We start from the raw sequence: 20,775 nt of genomic DNA on the forward strand, positions 1-20,775 counted from the left end.
CGCAAGATTGAGCTGCCGGTTATTTTTCTTACCGGTCATGGGGATATTCCCATGAGCGTGAGAGCAATCAAAGGAGGGGCGGTGGATTTTCTGACGAAACCCGTGATACGTGAGAAACTGTTGGTGTGTGTGCGCGCTGCTTTTGCAGACGCGCGAAAAAAGGTTAGTGACATTACGCGTAATAAAGAAATGGTATCGTGCTTGGTAAAGCTCACCAGACGTGAGCGGGAGGTGATGGCCTTGGCGGTTCAAGGGCATAGTAACAAAGAAATTGCTTATAGCCTAGGTATCAGTCATCGCACGGTTGAAATCCATAGATCCAAGATCATGCAAAAAACGGGCGCAAGTAATTTGCTTGAACTTGCACGCCTCGCACGAGAAAGTGATTTGAGTGAATAATTCTGTGGTTAGCGTTTAAAGAATATCTGGGTAGATTGCACTAGCTCATATCTAAATTGACCGATACTTGGCGGGCAGCTGTCAGATCAAGTGCTATAGGCTAGTACAGCTAGTGACCTACTGATGCATCATGCTTGTACCTATTTTTTGCATGCATCTCTGTAACCAGGAAGATGTTTTGGACTCGAAGCCATTTTGCTACGCGAATGTTCTGCAGCCGCGATCTCTGCTCGTATTCTTGCAGTAGCGACAGCAGTCGCCTCTTTATCTGCTTGGGAGCGGGCAAACAGTGCCTCTTTAGCCATCGTCTCAACAGCTTCTCTGGCAACAGCCGCTTCCAGCGCAGTCGATTCCAATACTATCCGTTCTTGTATGGCTACCAGAGCAGCCGATTCCTTTCTGGCTTTCTCCAATGTAATCCTGGTGGCATTCTTTTCAGCCTCAAGTTGCGCTCTGACCTTGTTGACGGCAATAATCTTGGCTTGCGCTCTGGTGATTGCCAATCCTGTTATTTTCTGTTCAATCTCAAGTCGCTCAGCCACGGCTTGCTTTGCATCTGCTATCGCCTTGGCACGAATTTCTGCATCTTCTTGTAGGCGTTGTTCCAAATCAACTTTGTTAATGGTTTCTTGAGCTGCAAGGATATTCATTTGTGCTATGGCTTCTGCGGCAGCTTTTAATCGTGCTTCTGCTTCCGCCTTATTTTTTACCGCATCTTGTGCAAATTTTTCGGCTTCGCCTCGCGCCCTAGCTTGCTTGGTTGCTTCCTGATCTGCTTTAACACGTTTCTGATATTCTTTGGTCGCAGCAACTTCGGCTTTCTGCTTCGCTTTTGCAGTTGCTGTAGCTTCTTTTTCTGATTGCAAAGCCAGTTCCGCTGCAACCAGTGCCTCAGACTCAATCAACATCCGCTGATTTACTTCTTCAAGCAACTCAGATTGCAGAGCCAGCCGCATCCGGATAGCCTCAGTGGCAGCATTTTCCTTTGCAATAATAGCCTTCGCTATTTCTGCTGCAGCCTTTTCTGTATCGATCTTATCGCGTGCAGCAATGGTTGCTTGAATATCTAACTCGGCTCTTATCCGAGCTTGCTCGGCTGCGTCAGCCTCCAATTCAGCTTTCTCCATTGCTGCATTAGCAGCTGCTGTTTCTGCATGAAGACGCTCTTCCTCATTCTCTCTTGCTCGTTTTTCTGCCTCCAAACGCCGAGCAGCTTGTGCCAGGGTTTGTGATTCAATATTTGAGCGCATCTGCAATTCTTCTAAGGCTTTTTTTTCAGCTACTTCATGCGCACATGCCAACGCAATGGTTTTTTGCGCTTCCTGAATTTTGGCTTTTGCCAGTGCAGCAACTCTGGTTTCTGCTTCGATCGCGGTTAATGCGGCGAGATGTGATTCATTGGCTATTGTTGAGCGATACTTCGCCGCTTCAGTTGCTTCTTTTTCTTTTTGTACAGTAGCGTGAGCCTCATCCAGCGTTACTGCTTCTTGTTCAACTCGTTCCTGCATTTTCTCAACAATCGAAGCTTCCGCTTTGATTTTAGCTTCCAATAAGGCATTCAACGCTTTTTCAGCTTTTATTTTTTCATCTGCAAGGAGCTTGGCTTTCATTTCAAGCTCCCGGCGAGCATTGGCTTCTCTAAATGCTAATGCTTCAGTCTTTGCTCTAGCCCGGGCTTGATCAGTAGCCATTGATTCAGCATGGATTCGAGTCTCAGCGGCAATTCTGGCATTGGCCTCTGCTCGAGCTCTTGCTTCAGCAGTCACTTTGGCAATATTCTCTGCCTCAATTCGTTTGCGCGCTTCTTTGATCGCTTGATCTTCAACGCTTAGTCGATCGCGGAATGCGGTATCAAGCAACTGTTTAATTTCATCTGCTGATGCAAACTGCTGATCTTCACTCGACATACTGAAATACTCTGAGTCATCAGTGGACAAAACAGCCGTATCATCGGGGTGTGGCTCCGTCGATGAAGAAAATTTGCGCAGTGAATTAAATAAACGTGACTTGAATGTCATGAATTTTTAACCAAACCAGCAGTTAATTGAATAATCTATGTTCATAAACAATTTCCATAAAACAGACAACTACTTTAACAGCTTCCAGATGATCCATTTGCATCGAAAAAGAGGGGAAATATTGCCTCTTTATCTGCAAGAAATAAAACCAATTCATATCAAAGATTACCTTGCGCAATAACTGATTGCATCTATGGCATATTGATATTCTTGATATTAAGAATTCCCATTATCAGATTTAAACCATCATGTACTAGATGCTCCAGAATAGGAGTATAAAAAGGCATGCTGAGTCCTAAAACAAGCAGACCGATGGATAGTGTTAATGGAAAACCAACTGCGAAGATATTTAATTGCGGTGCAACCCGGGTCAGGATACCCAAAGCAAGATTGGTAATTAGTAATGCTGTCAGGACAGGGAGTGACAATTGCAGGCCGGATTTAAAAATCTCCCCTCCCCATTTAACAAGCGTGGTGAATGTAACATCTGTCGTTGTCGTTGAGCCTATGGGCAAGGTACTGAAGCTTTGTGAAATCAAGGCAATCATCATTAAATGGCCATCCATGGCAAGAAATGCCAAACTGGCGATTACGCCCAGAAAGCGCCCGATGATGTCTATCTGACCGGAATTCTGGGGATCAAAGAACATTGCGAAACCAAGCCCCATTTGCAAGCCAATTAGTTCACCCGCCATTTCCACAGCAACGAAAACAACGCGCATGACAAACCCAATAGACACGCCAATCAATACTTGCTGCAACAGTATTACTAAGCCAATTCCAGAAGCTGGATCAATTTGTGGCAATGATTTCTCGATTAACGGCAAGACCAGAATCGTAATCATAATCGCGAGTCCCAACTTTACCCTGACCGGGATACTGGGGTTCCCTAAAATAGGAGCGCTTGCGATAAGTGCAAGAATTCTGCTAAGCGGCCAAAGAAATCCTGCCAGTAATGTATTTAATTCTACGGTGGTTATACTGATCATACTATTAGCACATTGCTCGCTTGATCAAAGAAAACTAATCTGACTATTAAGCCTTAGCCAGCGGCCAGCCACGGAATGCTTGTGAACATTCGTTGCATATAATCTGTCATCACGGCAATCATCCAGGGTCCAGCCAATACCATAACCAAGAACATTACTAATAACTTTGGTATGAACGACAAGGTCATTTCGTTAATCTGAGTCGCTGCTTGAAAAATACTGACGAGCAAACCCGTGGCTAAAGCCGCAAGCAGTAGCGGAGCGGAGACCATGAATGTAATTTCAAGCGCTTGCCGGCCAATGGTCATTGCACTTTCTGGGGTCATAATAGGCTTCCTTCTTAGGTATAAAAGCTTTGAGTCAATGAGCCAATAATTAAATGCCAGCCATCGACCAGAACAAAAAGCATTAATTTAAATGGCAGTGAAATAATCATTGGAGACAGCATCATCATACCCATGGCCATCAATACACTGGAAACAACCAGATCGATAATCAGAAATGGGATGAAGATAACAAAACCAATCTGGAATGCCGTTTTCAATTCACTGGTAATATAAGCCGGAACAAGTATTTTTAGCGGTACTTCATCGCGACTTTCAATCTCTTCACTTTCGGAGATTTGAACAAAAAGCGCCAGATCCGTTTCTCGGGTCTGTTGTAGCATAAAGGATTTCAATGGCACAGTTGCTTTTTCAGCCGCTTCCATAATATTTATTTTATCTTCAGAGAAGGGCAGATAAGCTTCGGAATAGACACGATCGATAACTGGTGACATGATAAAGAAAGTCAGAAACAATGCTAATCCAAGCAACACCTGGTTAGGCGGAGAAGATTGCGTGCCCAGAGCCATTCTAAGCAACGACAACACAATGATAATCCGTGTAAAGCTTGACATCATTAATACCAGAGCAGGCAAAAATGTCAGAGAAGTCAGCAACAATAACGTCTGTAAGCTCAATGTATAGGTTGCACTTCCATCTGCGTTAGATGTGCTGGTAAATGCTGGAAAACCAGATTGTTGTGCAAATACCGGTAAAGCAATAAAACCAGCAAAGAAAAGTATTATCCGGAACAATTGATGCAATCTTATCCTGCTCAGATAACGCAAGTGAGCTGCTGACAATCGGGTAATAATCATGGTTACGGTTGAAAATAAATGAATGATCGGTGTAAGAAGCAGAAGCAAGTTATGCATTTTCTTTTTTTATACTCTGGGTAAGTTGCTCAGCAAAAGCCATGGCAGTTGGCGCCTGAGATATCGGATCGATTGCTTCTGTCATTGGCTTAGTCATTGCATGTAACTTGCTCACGCGACCGGGCGCCACACCAAGTACCAGCCAAGTGCCATCAATTTCAACGACTACAACTCGCTCTCTTTGACCTACTCCGGTCGCTGCGATAACTTTAACAATGCCAGTTGCAGTAGTAGGTATCAATGAAAATCGCTTGAGCAGCCATGTAATACCACCTATGAGTGCCAATACCAGCAGTAATCCACCTGCCATTTGCAGCGTGCTTTCGGTTGAAATCACCGCGGGAGGAGGGGTGTAACTTGGTTTTCCAGTTTCTGCAATCGCCTGAAACGGAACGGTCATAATGACAAACAGTAAATAACGACTTAGCATTTTATGAGCTCTAGCGATTGAGTTTGCGAATCCGTTCACTTGGCGTGATGATATCGGTCAGGCGAATACCAAATTTTTCATTCACGACCACAACTTCCCCTTGTGCAATCAGGCAGCCATTAACCAGTACATCCATGGGTTCACCAGCCATGCCGTCAAGTTCTACTACAGAACCTTGTGCAAGTTGCAATAAATTCTTGATAGCTATCTTGGTCCGACCAAGTTCCACCGTCATTTGTACCGGAATATCCAAAATCAAATCTATGTCATGGCGAGTCTCATGTTGTTCGCCATCCTTTGTAAATTCCTGAAAAACTGATGTGCCAGCATTCTGTGTGCCTAATATGGGTGCGTTCTTTTCGGTGTTTGTCGATGCTAGTGAATTTATTTTTGCATTGCCTGAGCTACCTTGTTCTGCTGCCCTTTGTTCGGCCATTGCTGCTGCCCAGTCATCCGCATTTTCTGCATTGTCACTACTTGCGTTAGTTTGTGAAGTTGTTGCCTGTTCAGCCATGGCTGCCGCCCAGTCATCAGTTTCTGCTTGTTCGTTTCCTGTTAGTTCTGACATCTTACACTCCAGTAAATTATTCTGATTCTTTCCTAGATATCATTGAGTTAACTCTAAGCGCGTAGTGTCCATTCATAGTGCCGTAGCGGCAATCCATTACAGGTACGCCATCAACGCATACCGAAATAGATTTTGGGATTTCTAATGGAATAATATCTCCAGCTTGCATGCTTAGAATCTGTTCAAATGTAACTTTTGTATGCCCAATGTTTGCGATCAATTCCACTTCGGCACCTTGAACTTGTTGTGACAACGACTTGATCCAGCGTTTGTCGACTTCCAGATGATCACCTTGCAACGCGCTGTATAAGGTATCTCGAATTGGCTCAACCATAGAGTAAGGAATACAAACATGTAACCCTCCTCCTTTATTACCCATGTCAATATCAAATGATACGGTAACCACAACTTCATTCGGCGTAGCAATTGTGGCAAACTGAGGATTCATTTCAGATCTGAGATACTCAAACTGAATCGGATAAACTGATTTCCACGATTTCTCGTATTCCTCAAAAACTACACCCAGCAAACGCTGAATGATGCGTTGTTCTGTCTGAGTAAAATCCCTTCCTTCAACGCGCGTGTGATATCTACCATCACCGCCAAATAAATTATCTACAATTAGAAAAATTAAATCGGGATCAAAAACAAGCAATGCTGTACCTCGCAAAGGCTTCATATGAACCATATTGAGATTGGTAGGTACGACCAAATTACGTATAAATTCGCTAAATTTAATTACTTTAACTGGACCGACTGCGATATCCACAGTGCGGCGCATAAAATTGAATAAGCCGATACGAAATAATCTTGCAAACCGCTCATTGATGATTTCAAAGGTGGGCATTCGTCCGCGAACGATACGTTCTTGTGTCGCAAGGTTATAGCTGCGGACACCACCTTTCTCTTCTTCTTGCACTTCTTCAGTTTCACCTATAGTGCCTTTGAGAAGTGCATCAACTTCTTCTTGTGATAGAAAGTCTTCGGCCATTTTGGATTTACTGAATAACAAACGATGTGAATAATACTTCTCGCACATCTTCTTGATGATCTTCGGAATCAATAGATTGCCTGATTTCATCAGCAATCTGTTGACTTAACTGTTGCTTGCCGGCAATGCTCGAAATATCAGTCGCCTTCTTACTGGAAAGTAACATAAGAATATGATTGCGAATCAAAGGCATTTGTTTGGCAATTACTTGCACAACTTCGGTCTCTCTGGCCTTGACAGTTAATCCCACCTGCAGATATTGATTGTTCTCTTCCGGTTGAAGATTGACAGTAAAAATCTCGAGTTCTATGAAGGTAGTTGGTTTGGCTTTGGCTTTCGGTTTTTCATTCTCGCCGTCCTCATCTCCCGACATTTGCATGAAGTACCAAGTGCCACCTGCACCAGCTCCGAGCGCGAGGATTGCAATCAAAATTATAATTATCAAGCCCTTCTTGCCTTTTTTGCTTTCTGCAGCAGATGGCGCTTCATTAGATTTTGACATATGGTTCAACTCCGTTATTTGACGAAATTGATTATCTTCGACGAGACAACAAACCGATATGGCAAATAACAGTGAAATAGTGTCGCTATTTCAGAAACTGGATTTCATCTGAGATCCAGCAAATATTTAATGATTCTGGTCACTAGAATGAACCGCTAGTCGCATGTGCATGAAAAGCATTCTTTTTCACGCACACAATCACATTTTATGTGAGTGATAGATGACAGGAGTTGCTGAGCAATAGTAATTTACTCGAGAATGTAAGTTGCAATTTATTGATTATCTTGTGATTAATTTTATGATGATTGCTGTTCAGACTATTTTTCGACAGTTTTATAAATCAATACAGAAGGGATAAATGCCTGTGAATCGGACAAAGCATATCTGTTAATCCGCTATGCGTAAGTATTCACCATGCCATGATGTCTGCCAGACATAGTAACTGTGTTAATTTGATTTGTAGTTTCCGATTCAGCACCAAGCAAACTGGTTGCGTTCTTTGTTGATTGATAGGCCTGTTGTTGTTTATTTTCCCGCTGGAATGAATCAGCCCCAACCATTACATTGCCTAATTGGATGCCGTTTTCAGCCATTATCTCTCTCAATCTTGGCAAGGCCTCCTCAATAGCTTCTCGTACCGCTAAATGTGGAGACACAAATTGAGCAGTTGCCTGATCCTGCGTGATAGTCAGCATCACATCGACAGGCCCCAGATGTGCTGGATTCAAATGGATCTCAGCTACCTGATTTTGTTGCGAAGTCAACCAAACCACTTTTTGAGCAAACTCGCTTCCCCACTTTGGCTGATTTATTGGAAGCTCAACATGAATATCCTGCGGTGCAGTAATTTGTGTACCCGTATTATTTAAACTACTTACGTTGAATGATTGTGATGCAGGTGATTCATTATGCGCAGAGAAGATCGATTCCCCTGCGGCACTTCGAGTAGCCTCCATCGTTTCTGATGAAAATGACAATAAATTGCCGTTAACGGCAGAATCTGCCAAATTCAATGATTGCCAGATATTATTGGGTAATGAAAAATAATCATTCGTAATCAAATTTTGTTGAGCTATCTTTTGCTGCATTATTTGATTCGCAGTTAAAATCATTAAGCCAGAAGCCTGCTTATCATCCTGTGGAATTAATGAATTCGATAATATCGCGGTTGAGACTTGCGGCATATTCGGTATTGCAATCGTTGTGTTGGGATCAAGGATTGACTGCGTTGGAAGTTGTGATTGATCAGCGTTGAGTAGATTAGCTGAATCAATAAGTAGATTTTGAACAAAGTGATTTGTACTGCTCGCATTATCCGCTGCAGTTGCAGTTGCAGTTGAGTTTGTGTCATTATCGTTTTCTTCTTCAGAAATCGTACTGTCAGAGCGTTGTTTTGCAGCGGGTGTGCTGTTTCTTTCATGCTTGTTCGCAGCTTCAGATACTTCACGCTGCAAAACTTTCCTAAACTTTTCACCTTCAGATTTATTTACTTCTGATGAACCTGAGTTGATGGTTGCTGCAATATTTTCAACTGATGAATTAATTTGAGGTGCAACTGATATGGTTAACATAAGTTTTTGGTCTCATACAATTAACAATGACTAGCAGTCAAAAAGCAATATTCATGCCAATGCGACAGTCGTTGATAAGAGACTAACTGTTTTTGGGGGGATGCGAATTGCGAAAGTAGGAATTCGATGCAAATTCATCTTGTAATTTTTGTTCATTTTTTAGTTGTATTAATTCTTCCTCTGTTTTTTTACGCTGCGATAAGGTATCGTAAGACTTTAATTTTTTTTGACTGAATAGAAATTCATTGTTTCCGGTATTCTTTTTATTTTGAGCAAATAACACTGCCTGGCGTTGTTCTGTTATAGCAGCATCAAGCTTGTTCATGAAAGCAATAAAATTAAGCCATTCAATATGATCGATTCCGGTTTCTGTTGAATTTTGTAAGTGTGATTGATAGCTATGTCGATACTGCAAAAGCAAATTTAATTTTTTTTCTGCTTCTTGCTGTTGGAGATTTAGCTTACCCAGTTTTCTTGCTAAAGTATCTGTTTGCAGTTGCGCTAAATCCAGAAGAATTTTTAGCGATGATGTTGTCGGCATAACAATTTTCTCCTTTTAGTACAATGTCTTCTAGTTATTATTCTCAAATAATCTGGTTAGCTTTACAATACTATCGGCAAAATTCTCGTGCTGGGTCATAGTTTGTAGTAAAAATTTCTCGAATGCCGGATAAAACCTAATGGCTCGATCCAGTTCTGGATCCGTACCAGCGACATAAGCGCCAACACTGATTAAATCATGGCTGCGCTGATAGCGTGCATACAGGCTTTTAAATTGCCGTGCCATATCAATTTGTTGCTGTGGTACCACATTGGTCATCACGCGACTAATCGAAGCTTCAATATCGATCGCCGGATAATGTCCTGATTCCGCTAGTCTTCGTGATAAAACAATATGTCCATCAAGAATGGCACGAGCGCTGTCTACGATTGGGTCGTTCTGGTCATCTCCTTCAGCTAACACAGTATAAAATGCTGTAATTGAACCGTTTTTCTGATTGCCATTACCTGCGCGTTCAACTAACTGAGGCAGTTTGGCAAAAACTGATGGCGGGTAGCCTTTAGTAGCAGGAGGTTCGCCGATAGCCAATGCGATTTCCCTCTGTGCCATGGCATAACGAGTCAATGAATCCATAATGAGTAAGACATGCTTGCCGCTATCTCTAAAATATTCGGCAATAGCCGTTGCATAAGCCGCACCTTGTAAACGTAACAATGGTGATGTGTCCGCGGGCGCGGCAACAACCACTGAGCGTGCCAGGCCTTCTTTGCCTAGAATGTTTTCAATAAACTCCTTAACCTCGCGACCCCGCTCTCCGATTAAACCGACGACAATTACATCAGCCGTGGTATAGCGCGCCATCATTCCAAGTAATACACTTTTCCCCACACCACTTCCTGCAAACAACCCCATGCGTTGTCCTCTTCCAACAGTAAGCAGAGTGTTAATGGCCCGTACCCCCACATCAAGTGGTTCACTGACGGGTATTCTTTCTAACGGATTATAAGGACGACTGTATAGTGGTACGCTATGTTCTGCGTGTGTTGGTCCAAGTCGGTCGAGCGGTTCACCCACACCATTTAGTACACGACCCAGCAACTCTGGTCCGACAATTACATGCTTAGCACGATCCGCAGCGCGTCTTCGTGGATGTTGAAAATTACCGATGCGAGGGGACTCGCCGGCGACTTCCGAAGGAAATACTTTTGCACCGGATGATAATCCATACACATCACTCGATGGCATTAAGAATAAACGCTCTCCTGAGAATCCCACGACTTCAGCGGAAACGCTATAACCGTTTGATAAAAAAACAGTACAACTGCTCCCAACCGCCAACCGGAGACCGACAGCTTCCATGACCAATCCAGTAACCTTGGTTACTGTCCCACTTAATAAGAAAGGATTGGTAGGGTTAATTATTTGAGTACAGTTGTTTAAGAAACTGCCCCATTGTTCATGACGTGACATTCTAATCTTTCATCTCAAGCCATTTATCATTGTGGCCAATGGTCGATAGAGCTCTGTGCCAGCGAGTCTCCATGCTACCATCGATTTCACCACCTTCTGCTTCAATTCGGCAACCACCTCTGGATAATTGCTCGTCCTCACGGATGCTCCAGCTATCTTGTTCCGCCTGCTCTTTAAAATGTGCTGCAACGAGTTTGGCATCTTCTGGGTGTAAATAAAGACGCGGATACAGCATCGAATGCGATAGATTGCGAATAGCCTCTTGCACAATGGGTATGATCAGTTCGGGTTTTAGCCTTAATGCTTCTGTAACTAGCTTCCGTGCAAGTGCAATCGACAAATCCAGCAAACTATCTGCAACCTGCTGATCCATCTTCTGAAGATCTTGAGACAATTTTACCAGGAGTGATTGGAGGCTAGCCGCTTCCACTTTCACTTCTATCTCTGCTGCTTCTCTACCTTCTGCATATCCAGCTACATGGCCTTGTTGTAATCCTACTGCATAACCTGTTTCTTTAGCACGTTGATAAATGGCCGCGATTTCCTCCTCGTTGGGCAGCGTCACTTTCTCCTGCACATCTTCGATGTTACTATTTTCAGGTTCTTGTGTTTTTATCAATAAATCAGAATCCTCTAATGAATCCATTTCCCAACGTTGATAAGCGTTGAGTTTCTCTTTTGAAATAAAATCATTTGTTATCATCGACAAACCCTGAGTTCCGAATTAAATAGCAATAAGCTATTATTATTAATTTAGGCAATTTAACAGAGAAGCTATCAGTTAAATGAAGCCATCATCTCCTTTTCCACCCAGAACAATTTGTCCGTCATCAGCCAATTGACGCACAACTTTAAGAATTTCTTTTTGCTCAGCCTCAACTTCAGAGACGCGAACTGGGCCTTTACTTTCAAGATCTTCACGAAGAGCTTCAGCGGCACGTTGTGACATATTCTTGAAAATCTTCTTGCGCAATTCCTCTTGTGCACCTTTAAGGGCGATGATTAAAGATTCTGATTGCACCTCCCTGAGCAGCAATTGAATACCATGATCATCAATGTCAACCAGGTTATCAAACACAAACATCTCATCCATGATTCTTTGTGCCAATTCTTCGTCATATTGTTTGATGTTTTCAATAACACTGGCTTCTTGAGCCGACGGAGCAAAATTGAGAATTTCGGCAGCTGTTCGTACCCCGCCCATGGCAGCTTTGCGGATATTAGCACTGCCCGATAGCAATTTTGTTAATACATCATTGAGTTCACGCAGTGCATCGGGTTGAATACTATCGAGCGTAGCAATACGTAGTAATGTGTCGTTGCGTAAGCGCTCAGTAAACAAACTTAAAATCTCACAGGCTTGATCGCGTTCCAAATGAACCAAGATAGTAGCGATAATTTGAGGATGCTCATTCTTGATCATCTCAGCTACGGAGACTGCGTCCATCCATTTTAATCCTTCAATACCGCTCGTATCACCGTCTTGTAAAATTCGATCTATTATCGAAGCGGCTTTTTCATCACCTAAAGCACTCGTCAGAACTTTGCGAATATAATCTGCAGAGCCCTGACCTAAGGTAGTTCTTCCTTCAGCCTCGGTACAGAATTCAGATACTATGTTTTCAATCTCTGAACGACTAATATTCTGCAGCGTGGACATAGTCTCACCCAGTCGCTGCACTTCTTTGGGTCCTAATAATCTAATTACCGATGCGGCTTCTTGCTCCCCCAGGGTCATGAGCAAAATGGCGCTCTTCTTGATTCCATCATCATCCATTTTTAACCATCCAATCTTTAACGACATTGGCAACGATGACGGGCTCTTCTAGGGCCAATTGCTTGGCACGCTTGAGGTTTTCATCAAATATCGATTTCTGAATAGTCTGTGGCATCGCTGTTCCATCCGTTTGCTCTGGCAGTTGTTCCAGTGCAGTCCCGTTAACGTCAGCATGGCTTGTCTTGTCAGTCAATGCTGGTGTGGGTGCTGGTGGCGCTAAACTTTTCAGAAATGGTCGAAGAATTTTTAGCAAGAAGACTAAGACAACGCCTAAAATTAATAACTGTTTTGCCAGATCCTTTGCCAACATGATGACATCAGGATCTTTCCAGAATGGAGCTTCCGACACTGCTTGAGTTTCGCCTGTGAATAAGTTATTAGTAACCGTTAGTGAATCTCCCCGTTTCTCGTTATAGCCCATGGCTTCTCTCACGAGATTATTAATTTCCTTAATTTCCTCGTTGCTTAATGGTTCATAAGTGACTTCCCCGTTTGCATCTGTTTTCTTGCGGTAATTGACGACCACTGCGGCGGATAATCGTTTGATATTCCCGGTTGAGTTCTGCGTATGCTGGACAGTTTTATCCACTTCATAATTAATTGTAGATTCCTTTTTCTTATCGGTTGGTAGCGATGGAGTTTTATCACCATTATCTTCATCCTCGGCTTTATCTCCAGCGGGTTTCTTACCGCCCGCTTCGATTGGAGCAATCGCAGGTTCTGGTGGTCGGTTTGTCAGCGCTCCGGGAATTCCGCCATCTAATTTTGAGCCTATGGACATAGATTCATGCGTTTGCTGACTCCGAATCGAAGCACCATCCGTTTCCGTGTTATTAGGTCGGTAAATTTCTTCAGCACGGTCGATACGAGAAAAGTCGACATCAGCTGTCACTTGAGCACGTACATTTGCGGCTCCAGTAATAGGCGTTAATATGGTTTCTATACGTCGGATATAATTTTCTTCAAGCTCCTGTAAATACGCCAACTGTTTGGCATCAAACCTGGAATCTTCTTTTTTGTCATTCTGTGTACTTAGCAAGTTGCCATTTTGATCTATAACAGTCACATTTTTTACTGGCAAATTCGGTACGCTGCTAGCCATCAAATGTACAATTGCACTAACCTGTTCAACACCGAGAACACGACCTGGATATAAGTTGAGTAATACAGACACACTTGGCTGTTGTTTTTCTCTTGCAAAAACAGATGGCTTAGCAATAGCCAAATGCACACGTGCACTTTGCACGGCTGATAAGGCTTGAACCGAGCGTGCCAATTCGCCCTCTAATGCACGTTGGTAATTTACTTGCTCAAGGAACTGGCTGGAACCAAATTTTTGATTCTCCATTAATTCAAACCCTACCAATCCTCCTTTAGGTAACCCTTGACCTGCCAATTTCAAGCGAACTTCATGAACTTGTTTTTCAGGAATCAGAATCGCGCTACCGCCTTCTGAGAACTTGTAAGGTATGTTCATTTGTTGTAATGCACTGATAATGGCCGCACCATCATGATCTGACAAGTTATTATAGAGAGCACGATACTCGGGTGTCTGACTCCACATCAATGCACCCGTCAATAAGGCAATAACTGCAGCTGCAGAAAGAATCAACCCCAGTTTCTTTTGGTTAGACAACAAGCTTAAATGTGCTAGCCTGCCTGTTGTGGCTGGGTTTGTTGCATTCGCTTCACTAGGTATTGTTGCCACGTCTATTCTCCTGCTCATTCCAAATCACTTCTCGGTAAAAGTGATCGCGCTGTTTTTTTCAAGAAAGTTATTTATCTTATGTTTTTAAAAATCGTTGTTACTGTTGATTATTTAGAAAGAAATGTCTTTCAGAATTTCGATTTAATTCCTATAAAGTTATGCCGTAAGAATATCTGTTATAACCAGATTGCTTATGTTCTGAATAGATATTTATTAGTGTGATGATTATCGATAAATTCGCAAAATCTGATCGATTAAAAAGAATAGCTTTGCCTGCCTTATTCACGTCATTATCAGAACTGGTATCAATGTTAAGCTACTGGCAATTCCTACTCATGGCTAATTTAACCCCGTGCAAACAGAGAAATCTATTGACATCGACTTGATGCCGCTTGATCCAGAGCAACTACAGCTTGCATTTGCTGCATTTAATGAAGCCTCTGAGCAGTTATCAACTGTCTATCAGGAATTGCAGCATCAAGTCGTGCAGTTAACGCAAGAGTTGGCACTTGCAAATGGTGAGCTACACAAGCAATTAACAGCGAAAGAAAACCTGTCTCAGCAATTGAGTCTTTTGTTAAATGCCTTGCCGGGTGGGGTAATTTCACTTAATGCGCAGGAACGCATCGAGCAAGTCAATCCGGCGGCCATAAATATACTCGGTGATCCCTTGCTGGGTATGACGTGGCAACATGTGTCGCAACAATGCTTAACATCTGCAGGACTCGTTAATGAATGGTACGTTAAGTTGCCGAAAACAACTGAGCAACGACGCATTCGTATCGAGAGCAGTGCAACCGATTCAGCCGGAAGGAGAATCTTGTTGATCAATGATATTACTGAAGCTTATGCGATACAGGAGCAAATCAGACGTAATCAACGACTTACTTCCATGGGAGAAATGGCAGCGAATCTTGCACATCAGTTGCGCACTCCACTTTCAACTGCATTAATCTACGCCAATCACTTAGGAAGTAATGCCTTGGCTCTGAAAGAGCGTAAAAAATTTGCCGCCAAGACGGTTGAGCGCTTGCATCATCTGGAGCACTTAACAAAAGATATGCTGCGTTTTGTAAAAGGTGAAACCAATCAACTTGAGACGGTGGTAATCAGTAGTTTAATGGCAGAATTACAGCAAGTTATCGAACCACAAATGAGAAAACATGGTTTGCAATTTACTGTGAATGATTATAGTGCAGATGAATTTCTGGTAACCGATCGTCAAGCATTGTGTGGTGCACTGATTAATCTTCTGGAAAATGCAGTTCAAGCATCCCCAGCAGGTAGTCAAATCTCCCTCACTACTTATTTAGAAAAATCAAACATCGTTTTTAGTGTCCATGATAATGGATCTGGTATTGATTCGGTGCTGCGGGAAAGATTATTTGAACCTTTTTTTACTACGCGTTCTGAAGGAACCGGCTTGGGTTTAGCCATTGTGAGAAGTGTTATACAGTCTATGAACGGCAGTATACAAATCAACTCCGCAGCCGATACCGGTACTGAGTTTGTGATATGCCTGCCAAGATACAACGGAGATTGATGCAATGAAAACATTACCCATCCTGATTGTAGAAGACGATCAAGACTTATTGGAAGCAATTTGCGTTTCCCTGAAGCTAACCGGTTATGAAACATATGCTGCATCCAATGGAAACGATGCCATGGAAGTACTGCAAAATCAACAGATAGGGATGGTTGTTAGTGATGTTCAAATGAAACCTATAGACGGATTCACATTATTAACAAAAATCAAAGCATTCGATCCTGAGTTACCTGTCTTGTTAATGACTGCTTATGGAGATGTCGAAAAAGCAGTTGCTGCAATGCGAACCGGTGCATGTGATTATTTACTGAAGCCCTTTGATCCGGTGAACCTGTTGGCCCACATTAAACGATACGCATTATCTGAATCCGAATTGAATGACAAAGTAGTCGCTAGAGATCCACACACACGGTCATTACTATCGCTTGCCAAGCGAGTAGCGCAATCATCGGCAACTGTTATGCTGACTGGCGAAAGCGGCTGTGGCAAAGAAGTGATTGCGCGTTTTATTCATCAACATTCATTACGCGCTGTCAAACCATTTGTAGCCATCAATTGCGCAGCTATTCCAGAAAATCTACTGGAAGCCACCTTGTTTGGTTACGAAAAAGGCTCGTTTACCGGCGCGGCACAGGCTCAGCCCGGAAAATTCGAACAAGCACAAGGTGGTACATTGCTGCTGGATGAAGTTTCTGAGATGCCATTGGAGTTACAAGCAAAGTTATTGCGTGTGTTACAGGAAAGAGAGGTAGAGAGAGTGGGCGGGCATAAAACAATCAAACTCGATATCCGTGTTCTGGCAACTTCGAACCGTGACATGATGGCAATGGTAAAGAATGGCCGATTCCGTGAAGATTTGTATTACCGACTCAATGTGTTTCCCATTGAGATACCTTCCTTGCGCGAACGATCATTAGATATTGAGCCGCTAGCACAACGAGTACTAGCAACCGTGGCAATAGACTCAAAAGAACCAACATGCAGAATGACCCATGCTGCAATTAAAAAACTGACTCAATATTCCTGGCCCGGCAATGTCCGCGAGCTGGAAAATGTAATGCAGCGTGCCATCATTCTGGCTATGGATCATATCATCGATATCGAACATATTCATTTGCCAGAAACAGTCTCGGTGGACGAAAGAGATCAGACCACTTCGGCATCATCAATTCAGGATATCAAGGCGCTCGAACGAAAGCATATTCTAGAAACACTCGAGGCAGTTAATGGTTCGCGAAAACTGGCCGTTAAAAAATTAGGTATTTCAGAACGGACTTTGCGTTATAAGTTGCAACAATATCGTATGACAACCTGATACGTATCTCCTATAGACAGTAGCACACGATTTGATATAATTATTTGAATGCCTTAGGATTCTGCGCGATAATTTAGAAAGTTAATGTTGAGGTGAATTATGGACAATACCGGAATTGATAATATTTTGCAGCAATTGCAGTCAGCTTCAGCACTTGCTTCCGGCACAAAGAAACAATCAAACATTGATGAGATAGCCAGTGTTAATTTTAGCGAAAAGCTTAAATCTGCTGTTGATCAAGTCAATAATGCACAATTGAATGCAGACAAGCTGAGTGAACAATTTGTCACTGACCAATCTAATGTTGACTTGCACGAAGTGATGATTTCATTGCAAAAAGCTAATGTATCCTTTCAATCGATGGTTCAAGTCAGAAATAAGCTGGTAACTGCCTACCAAGAAATCATGAATATGCAGGTTTAAACTAAACTCAGTTTGCAGGCTGTTCGAACATCATCTGCGCTATTCTTCTAGCGCCATTTCCAGCTCCAGCCAATTTTCCTCCAATTCCGCTACTTTTTTTTCAAGAGTGACGAGGGTCGCGCTGAATTGATCAATTTCATTCCTGGAAAAATTCACATAAGTTGCCGGATCTGCTAACCGGCGGTTTGCTTCGGTCAATTCTTTTTGCGCAATTGTCAAAGCAACTTCAAGTTTTGATTGCTTGGACAGTAGACTTTTTTTGTTTGGCTTAACTGCTGTTTTGATCTGTGTTTTTGGTGTGGATGACCGTAATTCTTCAGCTTCTTTGGCGCGGCGGGCTTCTATCCAGCTCTTATAATCTTCCAAATCACCATCGAACAGCCGCGCTTGACCATCTGCCACCAGCCACAATTCATCCGCTACCGCACGCACCAGGCTGCGATCATGCGAAACTAGCACCACAGCTCCGGTATAGGCTTCCAATGCCAGCGTCAAGGCATCTCGCATATCCAAATCCAAATGATTGGTAGGTTCATCGAGCAACAGAAAATGTGGTTTTTGCCATGCCAGCATTGCTAGCGCCAAACGGCTCTTTTCCCCACCGGAGAAAGTTGCTACCGGACGATCTTCGTGATCTCCACCCAAACCAAATCTTCCAAGAAAATTTCGCAAACTCAATTCGTTTTGTGCTGGATCAAGTTGTTTCATATGTTGCAAAGGTGTGGATTCACTATCCAGGTTTTCCAACTGATGTTGGGCAAAGTAACCAATGCCGATGTTAGGTGTCCGCTCGATAAAACCTGATGTGGGTTTGATTTCTCCCGTCATCAATTTTATCAAGGTAGATTTTCCGGCACCATTCGGTCCCAGCAATGCAATTCGCGCCCCCGCTTGTAAAACTAGATTTACATGCTGGAATAGTTGATGATCACCGTAACCAAAACCCATGTCTTTGATCCGTAGCAAAACATCAGGGCTGCGTTCAGGCGCTTCAATCTGTAGCCCAAAATGACCATCTTCTATATGCATCGGCGCAAGACGCGCCAGGCGATCCAGGGCCTTGATTCGACTTTGCGCCTGTTTGGCTTTGGTGGCCTTGGCACGAAAGCGCCGCACGAAATCCTCCATATGCGCGATCTGTTTTTGTTGTTGTTGAAAAGCCTGGGTATGCTGTGTCAGACGTTCGGCACGAGTGCGCTCGAAATCATCGTAGTTACCGCTATAACTGTCAATCTGCCGATTGTTGATATGTGCAATGCGATGCACGCAAGTGTTGAGAAATTCACGATCATGAGAAACCACGATCACGCTTCCAGGATAACGCACCAGATACTGCTCCAGCCAAAGAATGGCTTCAAGATCCAGATGATTCGTAGGCTCATCCAACAACAATAAATCAGCTCGGTGCATTAACGCTCGAGCCAGATTCAAACGCATGCGCCAACCGCCAGAAAAATGATTGACGGATTGTTCCAATGTGGAATTAGCGAACCCCAGTCCATTCAATAACTGCGCCCCTCGTGATCGTGCGCTATAACCGCCTATCGCTTCATAACGCTGTTGTGCCTCAAACCAGGCTGCATCATGTTCGATCTGCGCCAGAATTTTTTCCAGTTGACACAGTTCTACATCGCCATCCAAGACAAAGGCAATCGCCGATTGATCAGAATCAATAATCTCCTGTTCCACAAAAGCGACCGTTTTCCCAGACTGGAAGTTCACTTCTCCACTGTCAGGTTTGAGCACGCCACGAATCAATCGGAACAAAGTTGATTTGCCACTGCCATTCTTACCCACCAGCCCAATACGCTGATTAGAAAAGATTTGTAAATTGCAATTCTCCAGCAACGGAATTCCGCCCTGCAGATACGTTAAAGATTGAATGTCTAACACAATGTCTTAATTATAAATTGATTAACGGTATGATACTTATTTGAGAATTTACTGCGTAAATGTTATCTCTAAGACCAAGAAACGCAAATTATTAACTATAAACGCTAGGGAAGCTCTCACCAAGTGTCATTTCAAGCAAGGAAGAGAAATCTATTACATTGATTTTTAGAGATTCCTCACTGCATTTGGAATGATAAATATGAGTTTTCAGAGTTTTCCTAAAAACACCACAATAAGGTTCTCGCAGCTACGCCACGTGGTTTTTGCGTCAGGGAATACTGATTGGTCGCAAGAAAGCAGCATCCATAATGAAGACTCTGGGTATTATCAACACAGAGCCCAGACCCAGCCCCAGCCCCAGACCCAGACCCAGACCCAGACCCAGACCCAGACCCAGACCCAGACCCAGACCCAGACCCAGACCATATATTCCTGGCAAGCAGCACAAAATATATTCTTACTTGCTCAAAAGCAAGATAATAAATCAATTTTCAGGTTGTTCAGTTCAAGGAAACCATTTCACGAATTACATTCGCGGTTCAGCAAGTGTCTCACTGGAAAATATTTTCAATGAAAGAGTGCGTTCCATTTGCGTGGAAAAGAATAGTGCGCTATTCAAATAGTCGTGATTCGCGGCCTATAGCGTTTATTCATTTTTATAAGCTTCAGTTAGGCTATGTAACAATTAATTATTGAATTGTTACATAGCCTTTTGTTAAATCCTAAGGATTCCGCCCGGACAAGATTTTGCCTGCTCCAGACGTACCAGCGTCGGTAGCAGATTGAGTCCGGTTTTTTGTTTCAATTCGAGTGCCTGTTTCTTGAGCTCATTCAGCGCGATCTCGATTTTCTCTCCGGTTGCGGCGACTGCAATGACGTTGCCGCTGTCGCAGGAAGGGAAAGCCAGCGCGCGTTCGTCGAACGATGTTCTGATGCGTTCCAGACTGGCATGATACCCGCGGCTGCGCCCCAGTAAATTCACTACAAGAATGCCGTTATTGTTCAATCGCGAGCGGCACATCTGGTAAAACGGCAGCATATTCAGTTTACCGGGACGCGCATTGGCATCGAAACCATCTACCAGAATCAGGTCGTAAGTCTTGTCGTGCTCGGCGATATACTGTGAGCCGTCTGCAATCACGATATCAAGGCGTAACGGGTCTTCCGGCAGTTTGAAAAATTGCCTCGCGGCTGCCACCACGCGCGGTTCAATCTCAACCACGGTTAGTTTCGCCAGCGGATAGTGGCGATAAATAAATTTGGTCAGTGATGCCGCGCCAAGACCAATCAACAGCACTTTACACGGAAAGCGCGTATCGTCTCTCAGTAACAGGCTTGCCATCATTTCCCGGGTATAGTCGAGTTCCAAACGCCAAGGTCGCGCGATGCGCATTGCGCCCTGTATCCAGTCGGAGCCGAAATGCAAAGTGCGCACCCCGGTTGCTTCACGGATATCGATGGAGAAACTCATATTC

General features: G+C 43.3%; 21 protein-coding genes. 4 read left to right on the forward strand and 17 right to left on the reverse strand.

Annotated features, from left to right (window positions below):
• On the forward strand, positions 1 to 399 hold a 399-nt coding region (locus C7H79_RS19330), incomplete at its 5' end, for a response regulator transcription factor (protein ID WP_147383550.1).
• A 140-nt stretch (positions 400 to 539) separates the two neighbouring features.
• Here the strand turns inward: C7H79_RS19330 and C7H79_RS01135 are convergent.
• The 14 genes from C7H79_RS01135 to fliF form a co-directional block, all read right to left on the reverse strand.
• Positions 540 to 2,417 (reverse strand): hypothetical protein, encoded by a 1,878-nt coding sequence (locus C7H79_RS01135; protein WP_106705463.1) that lies wholly within the window; start codon positions 2,415 to 2,417, stop codon positions 540 to 542.
• A 191-nt stretch (positions 2,418 to 2,608) separates the two neighbouring features.
• Positions 2,609 to 3,406: a flagellar biosynthetic protein FliR gene (gene fliR, locus C7H79_RS01140; protein WP_106705464.1), complete on the reverse strand. Its 798-nt coding sequence runs from the start codon at positions 3,404 to 3,406 to the stop codon at positions 2,609 to 2,611.
• 53 nt (positions 3,407 to 3,459) lie between these two features.
• Entirely contained in the window at positions 3,460 to 3,732 is a 273-nt protein-coding gene (gene fliQ, locus C7H79_RS01145; protein ID WP_106705465.1) for a flagellar biosynthesis protein FliQ, read from the reverse strand.
• 14 nt (positions 3,733 to 3,746) lie between these two features.
• A complete protein-coding gene (gene fliP, locus C7H79_RS01150) occupies positions 3,747 to 4,604 on the reverse strand; it encodes a flagellar type III secretion system pore protein FliP (RefSeq protein ID WP_374057988.1) in 858 nt (285 codons plus the stop codon).
• Positions 4,597 to 5,034, reverse strand: coding sequence for a flagellar biosynthetic protein FliO (fliO, locus tag C7H79_RS01155; protein ID WP_106705466.1), 438 nt, complete (start codon positions 5,032 to 5,034; stop codon positions 4,597 to 4,599). The genes fliP and fliO overlap by 8 nt, the downstream gene beginning before the upstream one ends.
• A 10-nt stretch (positions 5,035 to 5,044) precedes the next feature.
• Positions 5,045 to 5,602, reverse strand: a complete 558-nt coding sequence (gene fliN / locus C7H79_RS01160) for a flagellar motor switch protein FliN (RefSeq protein ID WP_106705467.1) — start codon at positions 5,600 to 5,602, stop codon at positions 5,045 to 5,047.
• A 16-nt stretch (positions 5,603 to 5,618) separates the two neighbouring features.
• Complete coding sequence (gene fliM / locus C7H79_RS01165) at positions 5,619 to 6,593, reverse strand: flagellar motor switch protein FliM (protein ID WP_106705468.1); 975 nt, start codon at positions 6,591 to 6,593, stop codon at positions 5,619 to 5,621.
• 7 nt (positions 6,594 to 6,600) lie between these two features.
• On the reverse strand, positions 6,601 to 7,095 hold the full coding sequence (gene fliL / locus C7H79_RS01170) for a flagellar basal body-associated protein FliL (RefSeq protein ID WP_106705469.1): 495 nt from the start codon (positions 7,093 to 7,095) through the stop codon (positions 6,601 to 6,603).
• 395 nt (positions 7,096 to 7,490) lie between these two features.
• Positions 7,491 to 8,666: a flagellar hook-length control protein FliK gene (locus C7H79_RS01175; protein ID WP_106705470.1), complete on the reverse strand. Its 1,176-nt coding sequence runs from the start codon at positions 8,664 to 8,666 to the stop codon at positions 7,491 to 7,493.
• Positions 8,667 to 8,748: 82 nt separating this feature from the next.
• A complete protein-coding gene (gene fliJ / locus C7H79_RS01180) occupies positions 8,749 to 9,207 on the reverse strand; it encodes a flagellar export protein FliJ (protein WP_106705471.1) in 459 nt (152 codons plus the stop codon).
• Positions 9,208 to 9,237: 30 nt separating this feature from the next.
• Complete coding sequence (gene fliI, locus C7H79_RS01185; RefSeq protein WP_106705472.1) at positions 9,238 to 10,638, reverse strand: flagellar protein export ATPase FliI; 1,401 nt, start codon at positions 10,636 to 10,638, stop codon at positions 9,238 to 9,240.
• A gap of 1 nt (position 10,639) precedes the next feature.
• Positions 10,640 to 11,341: a flagellar assembly protein FliH gene (locus C7H79_RS01190; protein WP_106705473.1), complete on the reverse strand. Its 702-nt coding sequence runs from the start codon at positions 11,339 to 11,341 to the stop codon at positions 10,640 to 10,642.
• A 78-nt stretch (positions 11,342 to 11,419) separates the two neighbouring features.
• Positions 11,420 to 12,415, reverse strand: coding sequence for a flagellar motor switch protein FliG (fliG, locus tag C7H79_RS01195; RefSeq protein ID WP_106705474.1), 996 nt, complete (start codon positions 12,413 to 12,415; stop codon positions 11,420 to 11,422).
• Positions 12,408 to 14,123, reverse strand: a complete 1,716-nt coding sequence (gene fliF, locus C7H79_RS01200; protein ID WP_106705475.1) for a flagellar basal-body MS-ring/collar protein FliF — start codon at positions 14,121 to 14,123, stop codon at positions 12,408 to 12,410. Before fliF ends, fliG begins: the two co-directional genes overlap by 8 nt.
• A 352-nt stretch (positions 14,124 to 14,475) precedes the next feature.
• Here fliF and C7H79_RS01205 point away from each other — a divergent pair, with 352 nt between their 5' ends.
• The 3 genes from C7H79_RS01205 (at position 14,476) to fliE (ending at position 17,407) form a co-directional block, all read left to right on the forward strand.
• Positions 14,476 to 15,666 (forward strand): sensor histidine kinase, encoded by a 1,191-nt coding sequence (locus C7H79_RS01205; RefSeq protein WP_106705476.1) that lies wholly within the window; start codon positions 14,476 to 14,478, stop codon positions 15,664 to 15,666.
• A gap of 4 nt (positions 15,667 to 15,670) precedes the next feature.
• Positions 15,671 to 16,984 carry a sigma-54-dependent transcriptional regulator gene (locus C7H79_RS01210; protein WP_106705477.1) on the forward strand — a complete coding sequence of 438 codons (1,314 nt, stop codon included), beginning with the start codon at positions 15,671 to 15,673 and terminating at the stop codon, positions 16,982 to 16,984.
• 99 nt (positions 16,985 to 17,083) lie between these two features.
• Complete coding sequence (gene fliE, locus C7H79_RS01215; protein WP_106705478.1) at positions 17,084 to 17,407, forward strand: flagellar hook-basal body complex protein FliE; 324 nt, start codon at positions 17,084 to 17,086, stop codon at positions 17,405 to 17,407.
• Positions 17,408 to 17,446: 39 nt separating this feature from the next.
• Here fliE and C7H79_RS01220 read toward each other — a convergent pair whose 3' ends face one another.
• The 3 genes from C7H79_RS01220 to C7H79_RS01230 form a co-directional block, all read right to left on the reverse strand.
• On the reverse strand, positions 17,447 to 19,300 hold the full coding sequence (locus C7H79_RS01220) for an ABC-F family ATP-binding cassette domain-containing protein (protein WP_106705479.1): 1,854 nt from the start codon (positions 19,298 to 19,300) through the stop codon (positions 17,447 to 17,449).
• A 268-nt stretch (positions 19,301 to 19,568) separates the two neighbouring features.
• Entirely contained in the window at positions 19,569 to 19,739 is a 171-nt protein-coding gene (locus C7H79_RS17805) for a hypothetical protein (protein WP_172592319.1), read from the reverse strand.
• Positions 19,740 to 20,015: 276 nt separating this feature from the next.
• Positions 20,016 to 20,771, reverse strand: a complete 756-nt coding sequence (locus tag C7H79_RS01230) for a fused MFS/spermidine synthase (RefSeq protein ID WP_106705480.1) — start codon at positions 20,769 to 20,771, stop codon at positions 20,016 to 20,018.
• Positions 20,772 to 20,775 lie beyond the last annotated feature (4 nt).

The sequence above is a fragment of the Nitrosomonas supralitoralis genome, from assembly GCF_003011925.2.
Taxonomy (GTDB): domain Bacteria; phylum Pseudomonadota; class Gammaproteobacteria; order Burkholderiales; family Nitrosomonadaceae; genus Nitrosomonas; species Nitrosomonas supralitoralis.

Coding starts and splice junctions, on each gene's coding strand:
- fliE (WP_106705478.1), top strand. CDS start 17,084: ATGGACAATACCGGAATTGATAATATTTTGCAGCAATTGCAGTCAGCT.
- fliO (WP_106705466.1), bottom strand. CDS start 5,034: ATGCTAAGTCGTTATTTACTGTTTGTCATTATGACCGTTCCGTTTCAG.
- fliR (WP_106705464.1), bottom strand. CDS start 3,406: ATGATCAGTATAACCACCGTAGAATTAAATACATTACTGGCAGGATTT.
- C7H79_RS01230 (WP_106705480.1), bottom strand. CDS start 20,771: ATGAGTTTCTCCATCGATATCCGTGAAGCAACCGGGGTGCGCACTTTG.
- fliM (WP_106705468.1), bottom strand. CDS start 6,593: ATGGCCGAAGACTTTCTATCACAAGAAGAAGTTGATGCACTTCTCAAA.
- C7H79_RS01190 (WP_106705473.1), bottom strand. CDS start 11,341: ATGATAACAAATGATTTTATTTCAAAAGAGAAACTCAACGCTTATCAA.
- C7H79_RS01135 (WP_106705463.1), bottom strand. CDS start 2,417: ATGACATTCAAGTCACGTTTATTTAATTCACTGCGCAAATTTTCTTCA.
- fliP (WP_374057988.1), bottom strand. CDS start 4,604: ATGCATAACTTGCTTCTGCTTCTTACACCGATCATTCATTTATTTTCA.
- fliI (WP_106705472.1), bottom strand. CDS start 10,638: ATGTCACGTCATGAACAATGGGGCAGTTTCTTAAACAACTGTACTCAA.
- C7H79_RS01175 (WP_106705470.1), bottom strand. CDS start 8,666: ATGTTAACCATATCAGTTGCACCTCAAATTAATTCATCAGTTGAAAAT.
- fliJ (WP_106705471.1), bottom strand. CDS start 9,207: ATGCCGACAACATCATCGCTAAAAATTCTTCTGGATTTAGCGCAACTG.
- fliN (WP_106705467.1), bottom strand. CDS start 5,602: ATGTCAGAACTAACAGGAAACGAACAAGCAGAAACTGATGACTGGGCG.
- C7H79_RS01210 (WP_106705477.1), top strand. CDS start 15,671: ATGAAAACATTACCCATCCTGATTGTAGAAGACGATCAAGACTTATTG.
- fliL (WP_106705469.1), bottom strand. CDS start 7,095: ATGTCAAAATCTAATGAAGCGCCATCTGCTGCAGAAAGCAAAAAAGGC.
- fliG (WP_106705474.1), bottom strand. CDS start 12,415: ATGGATGATGATGGAATCAAGAAGAGCGCCATTTTGCTCATGACCCTG.
- fliQ (WP_106705465.1), bottom strand. CDS start 3,732: ATGACCCCAGAAAGTGCAATGACCATTGGCCGGCAAGCGCTTGAAATT.